The following is a 16,289-nucleotide window of genomic DNA, read 5'->3' on the forward strand; positions in this document are numbered from 1 at the left end:
CAGGAGGCACAGCATGAGCGCGGCTCCGGAGTCGCCCCGTTGTTTCATCATCGGCGAGGGCACCCTCGTCGTCCCCTGCGCGCAGGCCCTCACCGAGCGCGGCGTCCAGATTCTCGGGCTCGTCACGCGCGAGCCCGCGCTCCAGAAGTGGGCGGAGGAGCAGGGCGTGCCGCACGTGCCGCCCGGCGAGCAGGTGCTGCCGTTCCTGTCCCAGGCGCCCTTCGACTGGCTCTTCAGCATCGTCAACCTGAGCATGGTGAAGGAGGACATCCTCCGCCTGCCCCGGCGCATGGCCATCAACTTCCACGACGGCCCGCTGCCCCGCTACGCCGGCCTCAACGTCACGTCGTGGGCGCTGCTGAACCGGGAGCCCCGGCACGGCGTCACCTGGCACGAGATGACGACGGGCGCGGACGAGGGCCGCATCCTGAAGCAGCGCCTCTTCGACATCGCCCCCGGCGAGACGGCCTTCAGCCTCAATGCCCGCTGCTACACGCTGGGCATGGAGACCTTCGCGGAGCTCGCGGAGGAGCTGGTCGCGGGCACGTCCGAGGCGAAGGCGCAGGACTTCTCGCAGCGCAGCTACTTCGGCCTCGCGCAGCGCCCGGAGGCCGCGGCCGTGCTGGACCTCCACGGCGACGTGGACGTGGCGCACGCGCTGGTGTCGGCGCTGGACTACGGCGGCTACCCCAACCCGCTCGCCTTCGCGAAGGTGTGGCTGGGCAACGGGCCCGTCGCCATCTCCGAGGCGCGGCGCGCCGAACCCGCCTCCGAGGCGGCCCCGGGCACCGTGCTCGACATCGAAGGGGACGCGCTGACTGTCGCGCTCCTGGGCGGAGACCTCACGCTGAAGGGCCCCAAGGGCCAGTGCGGCGCGCCGCTGTCGTGGGCCGACCTGCTTGGCGCGCGGATGCTCGCCCGGGGTGACGTCCTGCCCCCGGCCCCACCGGAGCTGCGCGCCCGGCTGACCGAGGTGAGCGCCCAGGCCGGCAAGGCGGAGTCCTTCTTCCTGCGCCGGCTGGAGACGCTCTCCCCGCCCGACCTCCCCTTCCTGGGCGGCAGCTCCAAGGACGTGGGCACGCACACGCTGAAGTTCGAGGCCACGGACGTCCCCGCGGCATGGGCCACCGACCTGCCCCCCGAGGAGCGGCTGCTCTTCACGGCTGCCGCCTTCCTGGCGCGTCTGTCCCCCGAGCCCCGCTTCGACGTGGGCTACGCGGACGCCTCCACGCGCGCCCGCATCACCGGCGCGGAGGGCTTCTTCGCCTCACAGCTCCCGCTGCGCGTCGAGCTGCCCATGAAGGAGGCGCCGGAGCTGGCCGCGGGCACCTTCCGCAAGGCGCTGACGCAGCTGCGCGACAAGGGCGTGCTCGCCCGGGACGTCCTGGGCCGCTCCGCGCAGCTCTCCAACCTCCAGCGCCACGCCGGTGAGGTGGCGTACCCCGTCGCGCTGCGCATCAACGCGCCGGGTGAAGCAAGCGGCCCGGTGGGCGGCGCGGCGCTCGTCATCGAGGTGGACGCCCAAGGCCGTCACGCCCACCTGCACTTCGACGCCACGCGCGTGGACAAAGCCCGCGTGGACGACGTGGCGCGGCAGCTTGGCGCGTTCCTCGCCTCGCTCCGGGACGCGCCGGGCAAGGCCGTGGGCGAGCATGACCTGCTGGGCGCGGAGGAGCGCCAGCTCCTGGCGCGCTGGAACGACACGCGCCGCGACTTCCCCCGTGACGCCACCCTGGCCTCGCTCTTCCAGGCGCAGGCGCGGCGCACGCCGGACGACACCGCGCTCATCTGTCGGGGCGCCTCGCTGACCTACCGCGAGCTGGACGCGCGCGCGGAGGTGCTCGCGCGGTACCTGCGCGGCGCGGGCGTGGGCCGCGACGTGCGCGTGGGCATCTTCATGGAGCGCTCGCTGGAGATGATGGTGGGCGTGCTGGCCACGCACAAGGCGGGCGGCTGCTACGTGCCGTTGGACCCGGCCTATCCCGCCGAGCGCATCGCTTTCATGGTGGAGGACGCGGGCTGCCACCTGGTCCTCACCCAGGAGCGGCTGCTGTCGCGCGTGCCGTCCGCGGCGAAGGCCGTGCTCGCGGTGGACCAGCAGAGGGAGCGCATCGCCGCCGCGCCGGAGGCCCAGACGCCGCCGGCCACGCCGGACAGCCTGGCCTACGTCATCTACACCTCGGGCAGCACGGGCAAGCCCAAGGGGGTGATGATTGAGCACCGCAACGTCGTGAACTTCGGCGTTGGCATGGACGAGCGCCTGGGCACGGAGCGCGGCACCTGGCTGGCGGTGACAAGCCTCAACTTCGACATCTCCGTGCTGGAGCTGCTCTGGACGCTCACGCGCGGCTTCACGGTGGTGCTGCACGCGGAGCGGCACGACACAGCGCAGGCCGGCAAGTACGCCTCGCGCGCCATGGAGTTCAGTCTCTTCTACTTCTCCAGTGATGAAGGCGAGCGCCCCGAGGGCCGCTATGACCTGCTCATGGAGAGCGCGCGCTTCGCGGACACGAACGGCTTCTGCGCCGTGTGGACGCCGGAGCGGCACTTCCACGCGTTCGGCGGACTCTTCCCCAACCCGGCTGTGACGTCGGCCGCGCTGGCGGCGGTGACGCGCAACGTGCAGCTCCGCGCCGGCAGCCTCGTGTCGCCGCTGCACCCCACGCTGCGCATCGCCGAGGACTGGTCCGTGGTGGACAACATCTCCCACGGCCGCGTGGGCATTTCGTTCGCCGCGGGCTGGCAGCCCAACGACTTCGCGCTGCGTCCGGAGACCTTCCCGGACCGCAAGCGCATCATGTTCCAGCAGATTGAAGACGTGCGCCGGCTGTGGCGTGGCGAGGCGCTGGAGACGAAGAGCGGCACGGGCCACACCGTGAAGCTGCGCACCCTGCCCCGCCCGGTGCAGAAAGAGCTGCCCATCTGGGTCACCACCGCGGGCAACCCGGAGACCTTCGAGGAAGCGGCGCGCGCGGGCTGCCACGTCCTCACCCACCTGCTGGGCCAGTCGGTGGAAGAGGTGGCGCAGAAGATTGCCCTGTACCGGGAGACGTGGGCCAAGGCCGGCCACCCCGGCAAGGGCACCGTGTCACTGATGCTGCACACCTTCGTCGGTGACTCCGAGGCGTCCGTGAAGGAGGTCGTCCGCGAGCCGATGAAGTCGTACCTCAGGTCGTCGGTGGGCCTCATCAAGGAGGCGGCCTGGAGCTTCCCGGCCTTCAAGGCGCAGACGACGCTGGCCAACGGCAACTTCGGCACCGACCACCTGTCCGCCGAGGAGATGGACGCGCTGCTCGACTTCTCCTTCGAGCGCTACTTCCAGTCCTCCGGCCTGTTCGGCAGCGTGGATGCGTGCGTCGCGATCGTGGACCGGCTCAAGGGCCTGGACGTGGACGAGATTGCCTGCCTCGTGGACTTCGGGGTGCCCACGGAGCTGGTGATGAAGCACCTGCCGCTGCTGGCCGAGGTGCGCCAGCGCGCCAACTCGGGCGTGGGCCAGCCGGGCGCCGAGCCCGAGCTGGACGGCTCCATCCCCGCGCTGCTGGAGCGTCACGCGGTGACGCACCTCCAGTGCACGCCGTCCCAGGCGAGCATGCTCTTGGCCGAGGAGCGCTCGCGCGAGGGCCTCAAGCGGCTGAAGAAGATGATGGTGGGCGGCGAGGCCTTCCCCGTCCCGCTGGCGCGTCAGCTCTCCGAGACGGTGTCCGGCGACGTCATCAACATGTACGGCCCCACCGAGACGACCATCTGGTCCTCCACGCACCCGGTGAAGAACGTGGGCGAAGGCGTCCCTATCGGTACGCCCATCGCGAACACGCAACTCTACGTCCTGGATGCGCAGCAGCGTCCGCTGCCCATTGGCGCGGCGGGTGAGCTGTACATCGGCGGCGAGGGCGTGGTGCGGGGCTACCACCACCGTCCGGAGCTGGACCGCGAGCGCTTCGTGCCGGACCCGTTCTCCTCCCAGCCGGGCGCGCGGATGTACCGCACCGGCGATGCCGCGCGGTGGAGGCACGACGGTCTGGTGGAGTACATCGGCCGGCTGGACCACCAGGTGAAGGTGCGCGGCTTCCGCATCGAGCTGGGCGAAATCGAATCCCGGCTGGGCGAACACCCCGCCGTGCGGGAGACGGTGGTCATCGTCCGCGAGGACATCCCGGGCGACAAGCGGCTGGTGGCCTACCTCATCGCGAAGCCGGGCGAGCCGCCCGCGGCGGATGCGCTGCGCGAGTTCCTGCGCACCAGGCTGCCCGAGTACATGGTGCCGCAGGCCTTCGTGACGCTGAACACCTTCCCCCAGACGCCGAACAAGAAGGTGGACCGCAAGGCCCTGCCACCTCCGGAGCAGGCGCAGGCGCGCGGGGAGCTGGTCCGCCCGGAAGGCGAGACGGAGGCGCTGATTGCCGGCATCTGGCAGGACGTGCTCAAGCTCGACAAGGTCGGCGTGGAGGACAAGTTCGTCGACCTGGGGGGCCACTCGCTGCTGATGGTGCAGGTGCTGGAGAGGCTCAAGGCCCAGGTGGAGAAGCCCCTCACGCTGGTGGACCTGTTCCGCTACCCCACCATCCGCGCCCTCTCCGGGTTCCTGTCGGGAGACAGCGGCGAGGAAGAAGCGCTCAAGGAAGTCGCGGCGCGCGGTGAGGCCCGGGCCGCGGCTCGCCGGGCGATGCAGCAGCGCCGGCGCCGGTAGACGTCCATTGCCGCAGGACTCGCACTCCAGGGATGGCCTGTCATCAATAACAGGCCGCTTCCACGATTCCTGGAGTGCCTCATGCGCTTCAAAGCCTTGCTGTGTACCGCGCGCTGTTCCGCAGTGCCCTGGAGACAGCACCGCCCTTTGAGGCGAGCGCACATTCCGCTCCAGGACAGGCCCCGCTCAACAGCGCGGGCTTCCAGACATTCGCGCCGACGTTCACCTCGGCCCACGGGGCTGCCCCCGTTCCAACGGCCAAACGGCCCGTGTTTCCGTCGCGCCCGGCACAACCTCCTGGAATGTCCACCCCCACCCCACCCAGGGAGTTCCGAGCATGGCCGAAGCAATGCAGATCGACTTCAACAAGTTCGAGGGAACCGTCCCCTACAAGAACATCGACTTTCTTGGCAGGTGCTACGACGTCATCCGAATCAACCCGCTGGACCTGAGCCAGCGCATCCGGGACGGCGGAGGCGCCACGACCGAGAGCATCGTCCAGATTCCCCCGGAGTCCTGCACGCAGCTCACTCCGGACAAGAGTCTCTACATCCCCGAAGGGACGCGTTACCTCTCTGAATCCCGGGGCGAGCGCACCTCTCGCACGCAGACGTGGTTCTCCTCCTTCGACTTCTCGCACAGCTTCGAGCACACCGTCAGCGCGGGGCTGGACATCCCGGGACTGGTGTCATTCAGCGCCAGCCTCACGTATCGGCAGTTCGAGAAGACCAGCAGCTCGAATGAAACCATCGAGACCTTCGTCCAGAGCTTCTTCGAGGATTGCTCGATTGAGCTCAACCACGACTTCACCAAGAAGCTGCCGCTGAGCAGCCGGTTCACCCAGGAGGTGGCGAAGCTCACGTCGGAGAACGCCTGCGCCGCGTTCATCAAGACCTTCGGCACGCACTACGCCCGGGAGGTCACGTTCGGTGGACGGATGTACCAGCGCGTCCACATCTCCTCCAAGGAGTACTCCAGGTTCGTGGAGCGGGGCGTCGACATCTCCACCTCGGCGTCGGCCACCTACCAGGGCGCCACCGCCAATACGGGAACGAACACCTCCACGTCCTCCAGCTCCGCGTTCAAGCAGTCCAGCGGGCTGACCATCGACAGCATCCAGTGGGTGGGCGGCACGCCCAGCACGGACTTCAATGAGTGGGTGAAGAGCATCCGGCAGGACCCCAAGCCGCTCAAGCTTGATTTGAAGCCGCTGTACGAGCTCTTCACGGCCGAATACTTCCCCCAGGACTCGGACATCCAGAAGAAGAAGACCTGGATGATGCAAGCCGTCGACACGCACATCCGGACCGAGGGCTTCACCCGCCCCGATGTCTCCTCGATGGCGAACAAGGAGTTCTACCTCCGAAGCCGCTGGAGGGCCGACCCCGGCGAGAAGCGCGTCAACAAGCACTTGAGCTTCGATGGGGAGAACGTGAAGTTGTACCCGGAGGACAACACGAACGACCTCGTCCCCTGGAAGCTGATTCCCGTGCCCGGCAAGTCGGACGAGTACTACATCCGCAGCCGCTGGCGCGCGGACCTGGGCGAAAAGCGGCTGGACTACCACCTGTCATTCGATGGCAACACGCTCAAGCTCTTCCACCGGGACAACGTGGCGGACCTCGTCCCCTGGAAGTTCATCCCCGTGCCGGGCAAGAAGGATGAGTTCTACATCCGCAACCGCTGGCGGGCCGAGAAGGGCGACGATCGCGCGGACAAGACGCTCTCGTTCGACGGGGACAGCGGCAAGCTCTTCCCCAAGGACGACTACTACAACCTCGTCCCGTGGAAGCTGGAGCCTGCGAAGTCCTGACCTGCACGCATAGGCCGGAGCGGTGCGAGGTGTCTCGCGCCGCTCCGGCGGGCCCGCCGTCATGCCTTGCCTCGGCGGGCCATGTGCTGCCCGGTCAGCGAGCGCGGGTGCGTCGCGAGCTGAGCCGGAAGGCCTTCGAAGACGACCTGTCCGCCCTCATGCCCGGCGCCGGGCCCCAGGTCGATGACCCAGTCCGCGCGGGACACCACGTCGAGGTTGTGCTCGATGACGATGACCGTCGACCCGGCATCCACCAACCGGTCGAACAGGCCAATCAACGTGTCCACGTCGTTCATGTGCAGGCCCGTGGTGGGCTCATCGAGCACGTAGATGTTCCCGGAACGGCCCAGCTCGGCGGCGAGCTTCAACCGCTGGCGCTCACCGCCCGACAGCGTTGACAGCGGCTGCCCCAGCGTGAGGTAGCCGAGCCCGACGTCATCCAGCCCCTGGAGGATCTTGGCAATCGCCGGTTCGGTGAAGAAGGCCACCGCATCACTGACGGCCATCTCGTAGACGTCGCTGATGGACTTGCCGCGCAGCCGGTGCGCCAGCACTTCCTCGGTGAACCGCTTGCCCTCGCATGTCTCGCAGACAGTCACCATCGGGTCCAGGTGCGCCAGGTCCGTGTAGATGACGCCCAGGCCACTGCAGTCCGGGCAGGCCCCCTTCGAGTTGGCGGAGAACAGCGCGGCATCCACCTTGTTCGCCTTGGCGAAGGCCTTGCGCACGTTGTCGAGAATGCCGGTGTACGTGGCGGTGTTGGAGCGGCGCGAGCCCCGAGCCAGGTTCTGGTCGATGATGATGGTCTCGGGGTACGCCTTGGGCAGGCAGCCCTGAATCAGCGACGACTTCCCCGAGCCCGCCACGCCCGTCACCACCGTGAGCACACCCCGCGGAATCGAAACAGACAGGTCCTGGAGGTTGTTGAGCCGGGCGCCCTTGATTTGAAGCTGCCCCGTGGGCTTGCGAGGCGACGTCTTCAGCGGCTGGTGCTTCTTCATGTGGTTGCCCGTGAGCGTGCCCGAGGTCAGCAGCCCCTCGTAGGTGCCCTCGAAGACGACCTGTCCACCCTTGTTGCCGGCCTTGGGCCCCATGTCGACCACATGGTCCGCAATGGCAATCATGTCCGGCTTGTGCTCCACGATGAGCACGGTGTTGCCCTTGTCGCGCAGCTGCTGCATCAGGCCCGCGAGCCGGCCCACGTCGTGCGGGTGGAGCCCCACGCTGGGCTCATCAAAGATGTACGTCACATCGGTGAGGCTGGAGCCCAGGTGGCGCACCATCTTCACCCGCTGGCTCTCTCCACCCGACAGCGTCGAACTCTCGCGATCCAGGCTGAGGTACCCCAGGCCAATGGTCACCAGGTTGTCGAGCCGGTGGGCCAGGGCCTCCAGCATGGGCCCCACGGACGGAGCGGCAATCTTCCGGACGAACGTGGCGAGGTCCGACACCTGCATCGCGGAGCACTCCGCGATGTTCTTGCCCTGGATGTGGCTGCCGAGCGCTGCCTGGTTGAGGCGCCCACCCTTGCAGGAGGGACAGATGGCTCGGGTGAAGATGCGCTCGTATTCGGCGCGGACGTGCGGCTGGACCGTCTCAGGGTCCTTGGAACCCAGCGTCCGGCGCAGCTTGGGGACAAGGCCCTCGTAGGTGAGGTTCATCTTGTCGAGCTTGATCTTCCGGCCGTCGTCCAGGTGGAGGAGCTTCTCCATCTCCTCCTTCGTGTACTTGGACAGCTTCTTGTCGACGTCGAAGTAGCCCGAGCGTGCGTAGATGGCCCAGTACCAACTGTCGACCGCATAGTCCCTGGGCAGGATGGCGCCCTCGTTGAGGGACTTGGACGTGTCGATGACGGCGTCCATGTCCATGGACGCGACCTGACCGATGCCCTCGCACTCCGAACAAAGCCCCCGGGGGTCGTTGTAGGAATAGAAGCCCGGGCTGCCCAGGTGCGGCTCGGCGAGGCGTGAGAACACCACGCGGAGCATCTGCGCGGCGTCGGTGACGGTGGCGACCGTGGAGCGTGAGTTCCCGCCCAGCCGCTGCTGGTCCACGATGATGGCGGCGGAGATGTTCTCCAGGCTCTCCGCGTCCGGCTGGCCGTAGTGCGGCATGAACTGCTGCACGAAGGCCGGATAGGTCTCGTTGATGAGCCGCTGGCTCTCGGCCGCGATGGTGCCGAAAACCAGGGACGACTTGCCCGAACCCGAGACGCCCGTGAAGACCGTGATCTTCCGCTTGGGGATGTCGAGCGAGACATTCTTCAGGTTGTTCTCGCGTGCCCCGCGAATCTTGATGGAGCCGTACATGGTTGGCTTCTCCTTGGAGTGACGCCCTGCCCGCGGACGCGGTGCGTCCACAAGCGGGCTTCCCGCAAATCGCTCGACATCTTTTCAGCCGCGCCGTAACTTCGTACGGCGCACGAGGTTTAGCATAACAACCCCGTACGCTGTAAATAGTTATCCTGAGGTACGGATGAGCGACGAGATTTCCGGCCGGGGCGACCCGTTGAAATCACTGCAGTTGCTATGGGGACGGGCCGAGGCACCAAAGCGCGGCCCGAAGGCAAAGGCCAGCGTCGCGGAGCTGGTGTCAGCCGCCGTCACCATCGCGGATGCCGAGGGGCTCGAAGCGGTCAGCACGCGTCGCGTCGCGGAGGCGGTGGGCATCTCCCCCATGTCGTTCTACACGCACATCCCCGGCAAGGCCGAGCTGCTGGACTTGATGATGGATGTCGTGTCCGGCGAAATCCTGAAGGACCGGCCCGCCTTCAAGCCCGCCCACTGGCGCGCCAACCTGACGCGGGTGGCGACGGACTATCGCGACTTCTACCTGACCCACCCGTGGGTGATTCCACTCGCGACCCACCGCACCGTGCTGGGCCCGAACACCTTCCGTTCCGCCGACATCGCGTTGAGTGCCATTGAAGGCCTGGGGCTCTCGGACCTCGAGATGGACCGGATCATCACCCTGGTCCTCGACTACGTCCACGGCGCGGTCCGCAACGCGGCCCGGGAGAAGATGGTCAAGGACCTGACCGGCATGACGGACGAGGAGTGGTGGTACCGCGTCGCCCCCTTCCTCGAAACCGTCGACTTCACGCCCTACCCCGTCCTGTCCCGCGTCGGGAAGACCGCGGGAGAGACCTACGGGGCACACGACCCCAAGGGAGCGTTTGCCTTCGGTCTCGAGCGAGTGCTCGATGGACTGGCGGTATTCATCGACGGGAAGGCACCGGGAAAGAAGCGGCGCTGAGTCCCCAGGCGGTGAGCGTCAAGCGCGTTGTGAGCCTTTCAGACGCGACGCGGAGTGGTTGCGCGGCAGGCGAGCGATTCGTCACTCAATCGTGGAGCTCGTCACGACGATGGGCGTGTCATCGTGATTCGAAATCTGTGGATGCGTCGGGTACCACGACCCGCCCGTATTGTTCCGAATCACGGAGCGGTCGATGCGGATATCACCCGAGTGGTCATTGCTCACGAAGAAGATGGCACTGCCGTGCGCATTGACCTCGTTGTGCTCAATCCGAGTGCCACACAGTGACAGCGTCATCGTGTTCCCATCGTTGTAGATGGCCCCGCCACTGCCCCCACCCGGAGTCCCCGGCCGCGCGGGATTGGCGCCATTGCCAACTGCCCGGTTGTGGGAGAACAGGCTGTTGATGATGGTCCACGACACGCCGATGCTGCTGATGCCACCGCCGTTGGAGCAAGCACCGCCATAACCGGCCTTGCCACCGAAGGTCGTGTTCACCACGTACACGGGCTGGTTCCGGTGCTGGCTGAACGCACGAAGCGCGGCGCCGCCCACGTCCGGCCCCACATCCGCGCAGACGTTGTTGAAGAACCGGGAGTTGATGACCTTCAAGCGCCCGCCGCGCACCCAGACCGCGCCGCCGCCGTCGAACTCGGCCTCCGTCTTGGAGCTGGCATCCACGAACGTCAGGTTCTGCAGCGTCAGTCGAGGGTGGTCCTGGTCCTGGCAGTGCGCCGTCGTCCACACCTGCTCCCGGTCGCAGGTGTTCATGTACAGGATGCGATGCCGCCCCGCCCCGCTCAGCGTCACCAGCCCCTTGCCGTCGATGACGATCTCCGGCCCGGTGTCGTTGAAGATCTTCGCCGTCCGCTCCAGGGTGATGGTGACGGGCTCGGGACCACAGTCGAAGGTGATGACCCCGCCCCGCGCCACGGCCTGGATGAACGCGTCACTGGTACAGCTCTCCGGACTGCCCGTGCCGACGACCGTGGTGGGCCGGGAGACGTCCGCGAGGCCAGCCTCGGCCGGGATGGCGCACGTGGCCTCCGGGTTCTGATTCCCGGCGGGAGGCCCATCCTTGGGATTCGTCAGGGGGTTGGGCGTGTCCACGCCCCCGTCGTCCTCCGAGCACCCCATCCCACCGGCGAAGGAAAGTCCGAGAAGCACGAGCGCGGGCAGCCGACGAAATCTCTCAAGGTGCATGAAGCCTCCAGTACGCCCCAGTGTAGCTCCGCGCTGCGCAACGGCCCCGGGGCGTCTGTCTGGAGTCTACCGAACCGTCACGGCTGCCCGCCGAGCCACGGGCCCCACTGGACGATCCGACTGCCGCCCGCGGACTCACGCTGCCCACCGGGGCCCACGCGCTCGGAGCCGCTGGAGAGCGACTGGAAGCGCGCTTCATACGGCAGGCCCGCGAGCCCCGGCGCCCAGGGCTCCGCCGCGTAGGTGTCCATGAAGACGTGCTGCGTGCCCTCCAGGTCCTCCGTGCGTTGGTCCGTGATGGCGGGCACGTTCCGGTCTCCCACGGTGAAGGTGCCACGGGCGCCGTCCTTGGAGGGAGGCCACTCGCCCGAAACCAGCGCCTCCCAAGGAAGGCCCATCACCACCTCCTCCAGGGACTCAGGCTCCACCTTGGAGAAGTCGGCACACGGCTCGCTCCCAGTGCCCAACGGACCCTCCGCGCGCAGGATGTAGCCGCGCTCCGCGGTGAAACACACGCGCAGCACCTCGTGCGTGGGCGCCATGTCCACCTTCCTGTCGTAGTACGCGCCGGGCCCCAGGGGCCGCTCCAGCGCGGGCGCGGGGGCGCTGGCCTCGGAGGAACCCTCCTGGAACTCACGCAGCGACAGCTTGACGCCGCCCGGCGTCCGGAACCCGGCTGACTCCGTGCTGGCCTCCAGCAGGCCACGCGTCAGGTAGAGCAATGCCGAATCATTGGCATACACGCGCGTGCGCAGCGGACCGTCCACGGGCCGTTGATCGCTGACATAGCGAGTGGCCTCCCAGTTGCGCCCGGAGAAGGAAGGACGCTCCGCCGTCACCTGCCCTGGACGCGGCACGTCCAGCGAGCGCGTCATGTCTGAGCGCACGGGAACCACCAGGTCCTGCGCCAGCCGCGTCTGCGTCAACGGATTGCCCGCCGCGTCCGTGAAGGCCACCCGCACATAGACCCAGGGCTGCTGGACGGACACGACCTCCAGCGTCAACTGGCCGTCGAGCGTGCGCGCGGCGTCAGCCGCACCGGGGGTGGGGCCCTGGGTCGCGGAGAAGGCATAGGTGACGCGGTCGCCCACGCGGGCACGCTTCCAGGCCTCCGCGGCCTGCTGAGAAGCGGAGGTCTGGCTCTGAGAGTCAATGAGCGAGGGATTGCTCGACATCGTGCTCCCACAGCCAGGAAGGAACGACAGGGCCGCGCCCAGCAGCGCGGCGACAGGACAGGTGACGTGGCGCATTTGCATATGCGACTGAATACACCGACAGTGTATTCACGTACACCTCTCGTCAGAGGGGAGTGTCCTTTCTCACCTCATTACAGGACTGTAGTTTGTTTTCACTTGCGACAGATGATGCCTGGGGTGTCTTTGCCCCATGGGGTGAGTGACCGATAAACAGACATCACTGTGTGGTTTTGAAACGCCTGGCCGTCTCCAGGGAATCCGAAGCAATCACGCGGGCTTGTGGCGACTGGCGTCAACTCTATTTACGCGCCCGTGACACGGGCCTGGAGCGCAGGCACTCCACGCTAGTCAACTATTTCTGGTTTCTCGCTCTACGGGACTCATTGGCCTACCATTTGCTCATGGGCCGGGACGCGCCTCGCCGCGGCTGGTGGATACCAGGCGGACGGCGCGTCCCCCCGCAGTCAAAACGGACGAGGAATCTCCGATGCCCATGTTCCAGAAGATGTTCAAGGGAGCTGCAGTCCTCGCGGTGACCGGTAGCATGATGCTGACGGGCTGCGGCACTGACGTGCAGGCCGATTCGCAGCACGAGCATGAAGAGATCATCTCCAACCTGGTCGAGGCCGGCTTCCCGGCGGACGACATCCTGGTCTCCGACGGCCAGGTGTACGTGGGTCGCGACTCGCACGTGACGCTCGAGGCGTCCCGCGAGATGCTCCAGACGGACCTGAAGACGCAGGAGCAGTACCGCACGACGAACCTCGTCTCCTCCTCCATCACCCGCATCTGCATCGTCCCGAACTCCGCGTACGCCGCCAACTCCACGCTGATGTCCGCCCTTGACCGGGCGATCGCCAACTACAACGCGCTGGGCCTGTCGTTCACCATGCAGCGCGGCGGCTCCGGCTGCAGCGCGACCATCTCCGCGCGCACCATGTCCGGCGCTGGCGGCTCGGCGGGCTTCCCCTCCGGCGGCCGTCCCTACGGCATCATCAACATCGGCACCGGCACCGCCACCTACGGCGTGGCCGTGGTCGAGCACGTCGTGACCCACGAGCTGGGCCACGCCGTGGGCCTGCGTCACTCTGACTACTACAACCGCAGCATCAGCTGCGGTGGCGCGGCCACCAACGAGGGCAGCGCGGGCGTTGGCGCCATCCACATCCCGGGCACGCCGACCACGGCCACCCGCGGCGGCTCGCTCATGAACTCCTGCTTCGGCTCGTCCGAGACGGGTAACTTCAAGAGCTCCGACGTCACGGCGCTCCAGTACCTGTACTGAGTCATGGCGCGACGCCCCACAGACATCCACGTGACGCTGTGGGGTTCGCTCCTCGCTGGGACCGTCTTCCTGGGCCTCACCGCCTGCGGAGGACGGTCCGAGCCCACCGAGCCTGCGGTCTGTGAGCCACCCGCCAGTCCGGAGGTTCGTGCTTTCGCGCAGTGCGGTCCGACGCTCGACTTCACTCCCATCAACAGCTACGTCGGCGAGTTCTCGGACGTCATCCAGGACCGGGAAGACGCCGTCGTGCTCATTGACGGGCGCTGCACCGGAACGCTGATTCAAGCAAGCGCGGGCCCCGTGGTGCTCACCGCGGGCCACTGTGTCAACCTCGGGGACATCCCGCTCATCGTCTTCAACTTCGAGGACGACGCGGACGGCGACCCTTTGATTACGGAGGGCACCGTCATCGAGCAGTCGATGGAGCCGGACTACGCGCTCATCCAGCTCGACGTCCTCCCGGACGTCAGGCCCATCCGGCTGACGGCCCAGGCCACCGAGAAACTGGCCATCATCCAGCACCCCCGCGGACGCCCCAAGGTCATTGCCGAGGGCCGGTATCTGGACGCGTGCAACAACCTCTTCTTCTACGGGGACCTGGACACGCTGGTCGGCAGCTCCGGCGCGGGCGTACTCAACCAGCAAGGGCACCTGCTGGGCGTCCACACCGACGGAGACTGTGAGGTCAACGGCCGGGGCTCCAATCGGGGCGCGCCCGCGGAGGTCATCGTCGAAGCCTCCGCGTATCTGCAAATCGAAGACATCGCCGTGCCGTCCACGGTGACGCGCACGAAGGGGGCGGACGCCCCATCCGCGCGGCTCGCACCCTGAGTGCCGGGCCGCGGCTGCGCCGGAAGGGTGAGGGTCATCTTCACCGAACGGTGCGTTGGCCGTCGGGCAGACGAGCAAAAGGCTCCTGCTGTTTGAACACAAATCAAGCAGCGGCGCCCACACCTCGATGTCACTCGACGCGCTCTGCGCGACATGCGAGACGCTGGCGCGAGCCGAGGCATTGCCGCGCCCGCCTCTCGGAGTCGACGCCCCATGGAAGTCGCAGCATCCCCGAAAGCCGATCCACACGGCGCACCGTCGCTGGGGCTGTTCCGGCTCACGTGGCCCATCTTCCTGGAGCTGCTGCTCTTCATGATGATGGGCACGGCGGACACGCTGATGCTCAGCGGCGTGTCGGATGACGCCGTCGCCTCGGTGGGCGTCGTCAATCAGTACGTCTTCATCTGCATCCTCATCATGGAGGTCGTGGGTCACGGCGCGGCCATCGTCGTGGCCCAGTACCTGGGCGCGCGCAAACAGACAGAGGCCGCGCGCATCTCCGCCATCGCCGTCACCCTGAACCTCGCGCTCGGCATCACCGTCAGCGCGGGGCTGCTGCTCAGCGGGGATGCCATCCTGGGCGGGATGAACCTTCAGGGCCACATGCTGGCGTACGCCAAGACGTACCTGCACATCGTCGGCGGCTTCCTGTTCCTCCAGGCCCTCATCAACGTCTTCGCCGGGCTGCTGCGCACCTACGGCTTCACACGCGCGTCCATGTTCGTCTCCCTGGGAATGAACGTGCTGCACGTGGGTGGCAACTACGTGCTCATCGCCGGCCACTTCGGCTTCCCCGCGATGGGCGTGGCGGGCGCGGCCATCTCCACCGTGGTGAGCCGGGCCATCGCGCTGGGGGTCTTCGTCTACGTCCTGTACCGGGTGATGCCGGTGAAGATGGCGCCGCGCGACTACGTGACGTTCTCCAAGGACTACGTCCGCAAGATTCTCAAGGTCGGCCTGCCCTCCGCCTTCGAGCAGGCCACGTACCAGGGCTGCCAGACGGTGTTCCTGTACTACGTGACGTTCCTGGGCGCGGTGGCGCTGGCGTCCCGACAGTACGCACACGCCATCTCCCAGTATGTCTTCCTGTGCAGCCTGGCCATTGGCATGGGGACGTCCATCATCGTGGGCAGGCTGGTGGGCGCCAACCGCGCCGACGACGCGTACCAGCAGGCCCTGCGCAGCCTGAAGTGGGGCCTGGCCATCACCCTGGTCGTGGACGTGGCCGTCGTCCTCCTCCGCGTCCCCATCGTCTCGCTCTTCACCGAGAACGCCGACATCGTCCGGCTGACAGCGCAGGTCATCGTCATCGGGCTCGCGCTGGAGACGGGGCGCTGCTTCAACCTGGTGCTCATCAACGCCCTGCGCGCCGCGGGTGACGCGACGTTCACCGTCTACATGGGCATCGCGTCCATGGTCTGCATGAGCCTGCCGCTGGGCTACTACCTCGTCTTCCACATGGGCCTGGGACTGGCCGGCGTGTGGATGGCGGTGGCCGCGGATGAATGGGTGCGCGGCATCACCATGTGGCTGCGCTGGAAGAGCCGCGCCTGGGAGAAGCAGGTCCTGGTCTCCCTCGACGCGGAGACGGAGGCGGAGGCCGCGCCCGTCGCAGCGGCCGCCTGAGCCGCGTGCTCAGCCGGTGACGACCATGCCGTCGCGCACCGTCACCGGCCACGGCGTGAGCCGGCCACCCGAACACGGCCCGCCCACGCACAGCCCGTCCTCCACCTGGAACAGGGCCCCGTGCCAGGCACAGACGATGAGCCCCTTGTCCGGCGTCAGGTAGCGGTCCAGCTCGCGCGCGAGCGGCAGGCCCGCGTGGGGACACCGGTCCACGTAGCCGTGGACCGCGTCACCCTTGCGCACCAGGAAGCCGTGGAAGAAGGCGTCCCCAATCTGGAGGACGAGGTTGCGCGCCCCGGGGTCCTCCAGGGCGCTCACCGGGAGCAGCTTCACGTTGGCCGGCGTCGACCAGACGCGCTTGCGCCCCACCGTCTCTCCTCCCGCGCTCAC

Annotated in this window: 10 protein-coding genes; 6 read left to right on the plus strand and 4 right to left on the minus strand. The window is 67.5% G+C overall.

The genetic code is table 11. The features are described from left to right. The first annotated feature begins 13 nt into the window (after positions 1 to 13). Positions 14 to 4,690 carry a MupA/Atu3671 family FMN-dependent luciferase-like monooxygenase gene (locus BLU09_RS10460; protein WP_090488849.1) on the plus strand — a complete coding sequence of 1,559 codons (4,677 nt, stop codon included), beginning with the start codon at positions 14 to 16 and terminating at the stop codon, positions 4,688 to 4,690. A gap of 337 nt (positions 4,691 to 5,027) precedes the next feature. Continuing rightward, on the plus strand, positions 5,028 to 6,503 hold the full coding sequence (locus tag BLU09_RS10465; RefSeq protein ID WP_244171609.1) for an MAC/perforin domain-containing protein: 1,476 nt from the start codon (positions 5,028 to 5,030) through the stop codon (positions 6,501 to 6,503). A 59-nt stretch (positions 6,504 to 6,562) separates the two neighbouring features. Here the strand turns inward: BLU09_RS10465 and BLU09_RS10470 are convergent, their stop codons facing one another. Further along, positions 6,563 to 8,812, minus strand: coding sequence for an ATP-binding cassette domain-containing protein (locus tag BLU09_RS10470; RefSeq protein WP_090488851.1), 2,250 nt, complete (start codon positions 8,810 to 8,812; stop codon positions 6,563 to 6,565). A 166-nt stretch (positions 8,813 to 8,978) separates the two neighbouring features. On the opposite strand from BLU09_RS10470, the gene BLU09_RS10475 reads away from it, so the two are divergent. Then, on the plus strand, positions 8,979 to 9,758 hold the full coding sequence (locus BLU09_RS10475; RefSeq protein ID WP_090488853.1) for a TetR/AcrR family transcriptional regulator: 780 nt from the start codon (positions 8,979 to 8,981) through the stop codon (positions 9,756 to 9,758). 81 nt (positions 9,759 to 9,839) lie between these two features. On the opposite strand, the gene BLU09_RS10480 is transcribed toward BLU09_RS10475, so the two are convergent. Beyond that, on the minus strand, positions 9,840 to 10,961 hold the full coding sequence (locus tag BLU09_RS10480; protein ID WP_090488855.1) for a hypothetical protein: 1,122 nt from the start codon (positions 10,959 to 10,961) through the stop codon (positions 9,840 to 9,842). Positions 10,962 to 11,038: 77 nt separating this feature from the next. Beyond that, positions 11,039 to 12,211 carry a DUF6068 family protein gene (locus BLU09_RS10485; protein WP_244171610.1) on the minus strand — a complete coding sequence of 391 codons (1,173 nt, stop codon included), beginning with the start codon at positions 12,209 to 12,211 and terminating at the stop codon, positions 11,039 to 11,041. A gap of 433 nt (positions 12,212 to 12,644) precedes the next feature. Between BLU09_RS10485 and prtB the strand changes: the two genes are divergently transcribed. The 3 genes from prtB to BLU09_RS10500 all read left to right on the plus strand — a co-directional run bounded on the left by prtB (position 12,645) and on the right by BLU09_RS10500 (position 15,899). Continuing rightward, a complete protein-coding gene (prtB, locus tag BLU09_RS10490; protein ID WP_090488859.1) occupies positions 12,645 to 13,442 on the plus strand; it encodes a M57 family metalloprotease PrtB in 798 nt (265 codons plus the stop codon). 3 nt (positions 13,443 to 13,445) lie between these two features. Beyond that, positions 13,446 to 14,273 carry a trypsin-like serine peptidase gene (locus BLU09_RS10495; RefSeq protein ID WP_090488861.1) on the plus strand — a complete coding sequence of 276 codons (828 nt, stop codon included), beginning with the start codon at positions 13,446 to 13,448 and terminating at the stop codon, positions 14,271 to 14,273. Positions 14,274 to 14,486: 213 nt separating this feature from the next. Beyond that, positions 14,487 to 15,899, plus strand: a complete 1,413-nt coding sequence (locus tag BLU09_RS10500) for an MATE family efflux transporter (protein ID WP_090488862.1) — start codon at positions 14,487 to 14,489, stop codon at positions 15,897 to 15,899. A 9-nt stretch (positions 15,900 to 15,908) separates the two neighbouring features. On the opposite strand, the gene BLU09_RS10505 is transcribed toward BLU09_RS10500, so the two are convergent. After that, on the minus strand, positions 15,909 to 16,289 hold the full coding sequence (locus BLU09_RS10505; RefSeq protein ID WP_090488864.1) for a Rieske (2Fe-2S) protein: 381 nt from the start codon (positions 16,287 to 16,289) through the stop codon (positions 15,909 to 15,911).

Source organism: Myxococcus virescens, assembly GCF_900101905.1.
GTDB classification, from domain to species: domain Bacteria; phylum Myxococcota; class Myxococcia; order Myxococcales; family Myxococcaceae; genus Myxococcus; species Myxococcus virescens.

Bases quoted from the DNA above. Each gene is read 5' to 3' on its own strand.
- BLU09_RS10460 (WP_090488849.1), top strand. From the start codon at position 14: ATGAGCGCGGCTCCGGAGTCGCCCCGTTGTTTCATCATCGGCGAGGGC.
- BLU09_RS10465 (WP_244171609.1), top strand. From the start codon at position 5,028: ATGGCCGAAGCAATGCAGATCGACTTCAACAAGTTCGAGGGAACCGTC.
- BLU09_RS10470 (WP_090488851.1), bottom strand. From the start codon at position 8,812: ATGTACGGCTCCATCAAGATTCGCGGGGCACGCGAGAACAACCTGAAG.
- BLU09_RS10475 (WP_090488853.1), top strand. From the start codon at position 8,979: ATGAGCGACGAGATTTCCGGCCGGGGCGACCCGTTGAAATCACTGCAG.
- BLU09_RS10480 (WP_090488855.1), bottom strand. From the start codon at position 10,961: ATGCACCTTGAGAGATTTCGTCGGCTGCCCGCGCTCGTGCTTCTCGGA.
- BLU09_RS10485 (WP_244171610.1), bottom strand. From the start codon at position 12,211: ATGCGCCACGTCACCTGTCCTGTCGCCGCGCTGCTGGGCGCGGCCCTG.
- prtB (WP_090488859.1), top strand. From the start codon at position 12,645: ATGCCCATGTTCCAGAAGATGTTCAAGGGAGCTGCAGTCCTCGCGGTG.
- BLU09_RS10495 (WP_090488861.1), top strand. From the start codon at position 13,446: ATGGCGCGACGCCCCACAGACATCCACGTGACGCTGTGGGGTTCGCTC.
- BLU09_RS10500 (WP_090488862.1), top strand. From the start codon at position 14,487: ATGGAAGTCGCAGCATCCCCGAAAGCCGATCCACACGGCGCACCGTCG.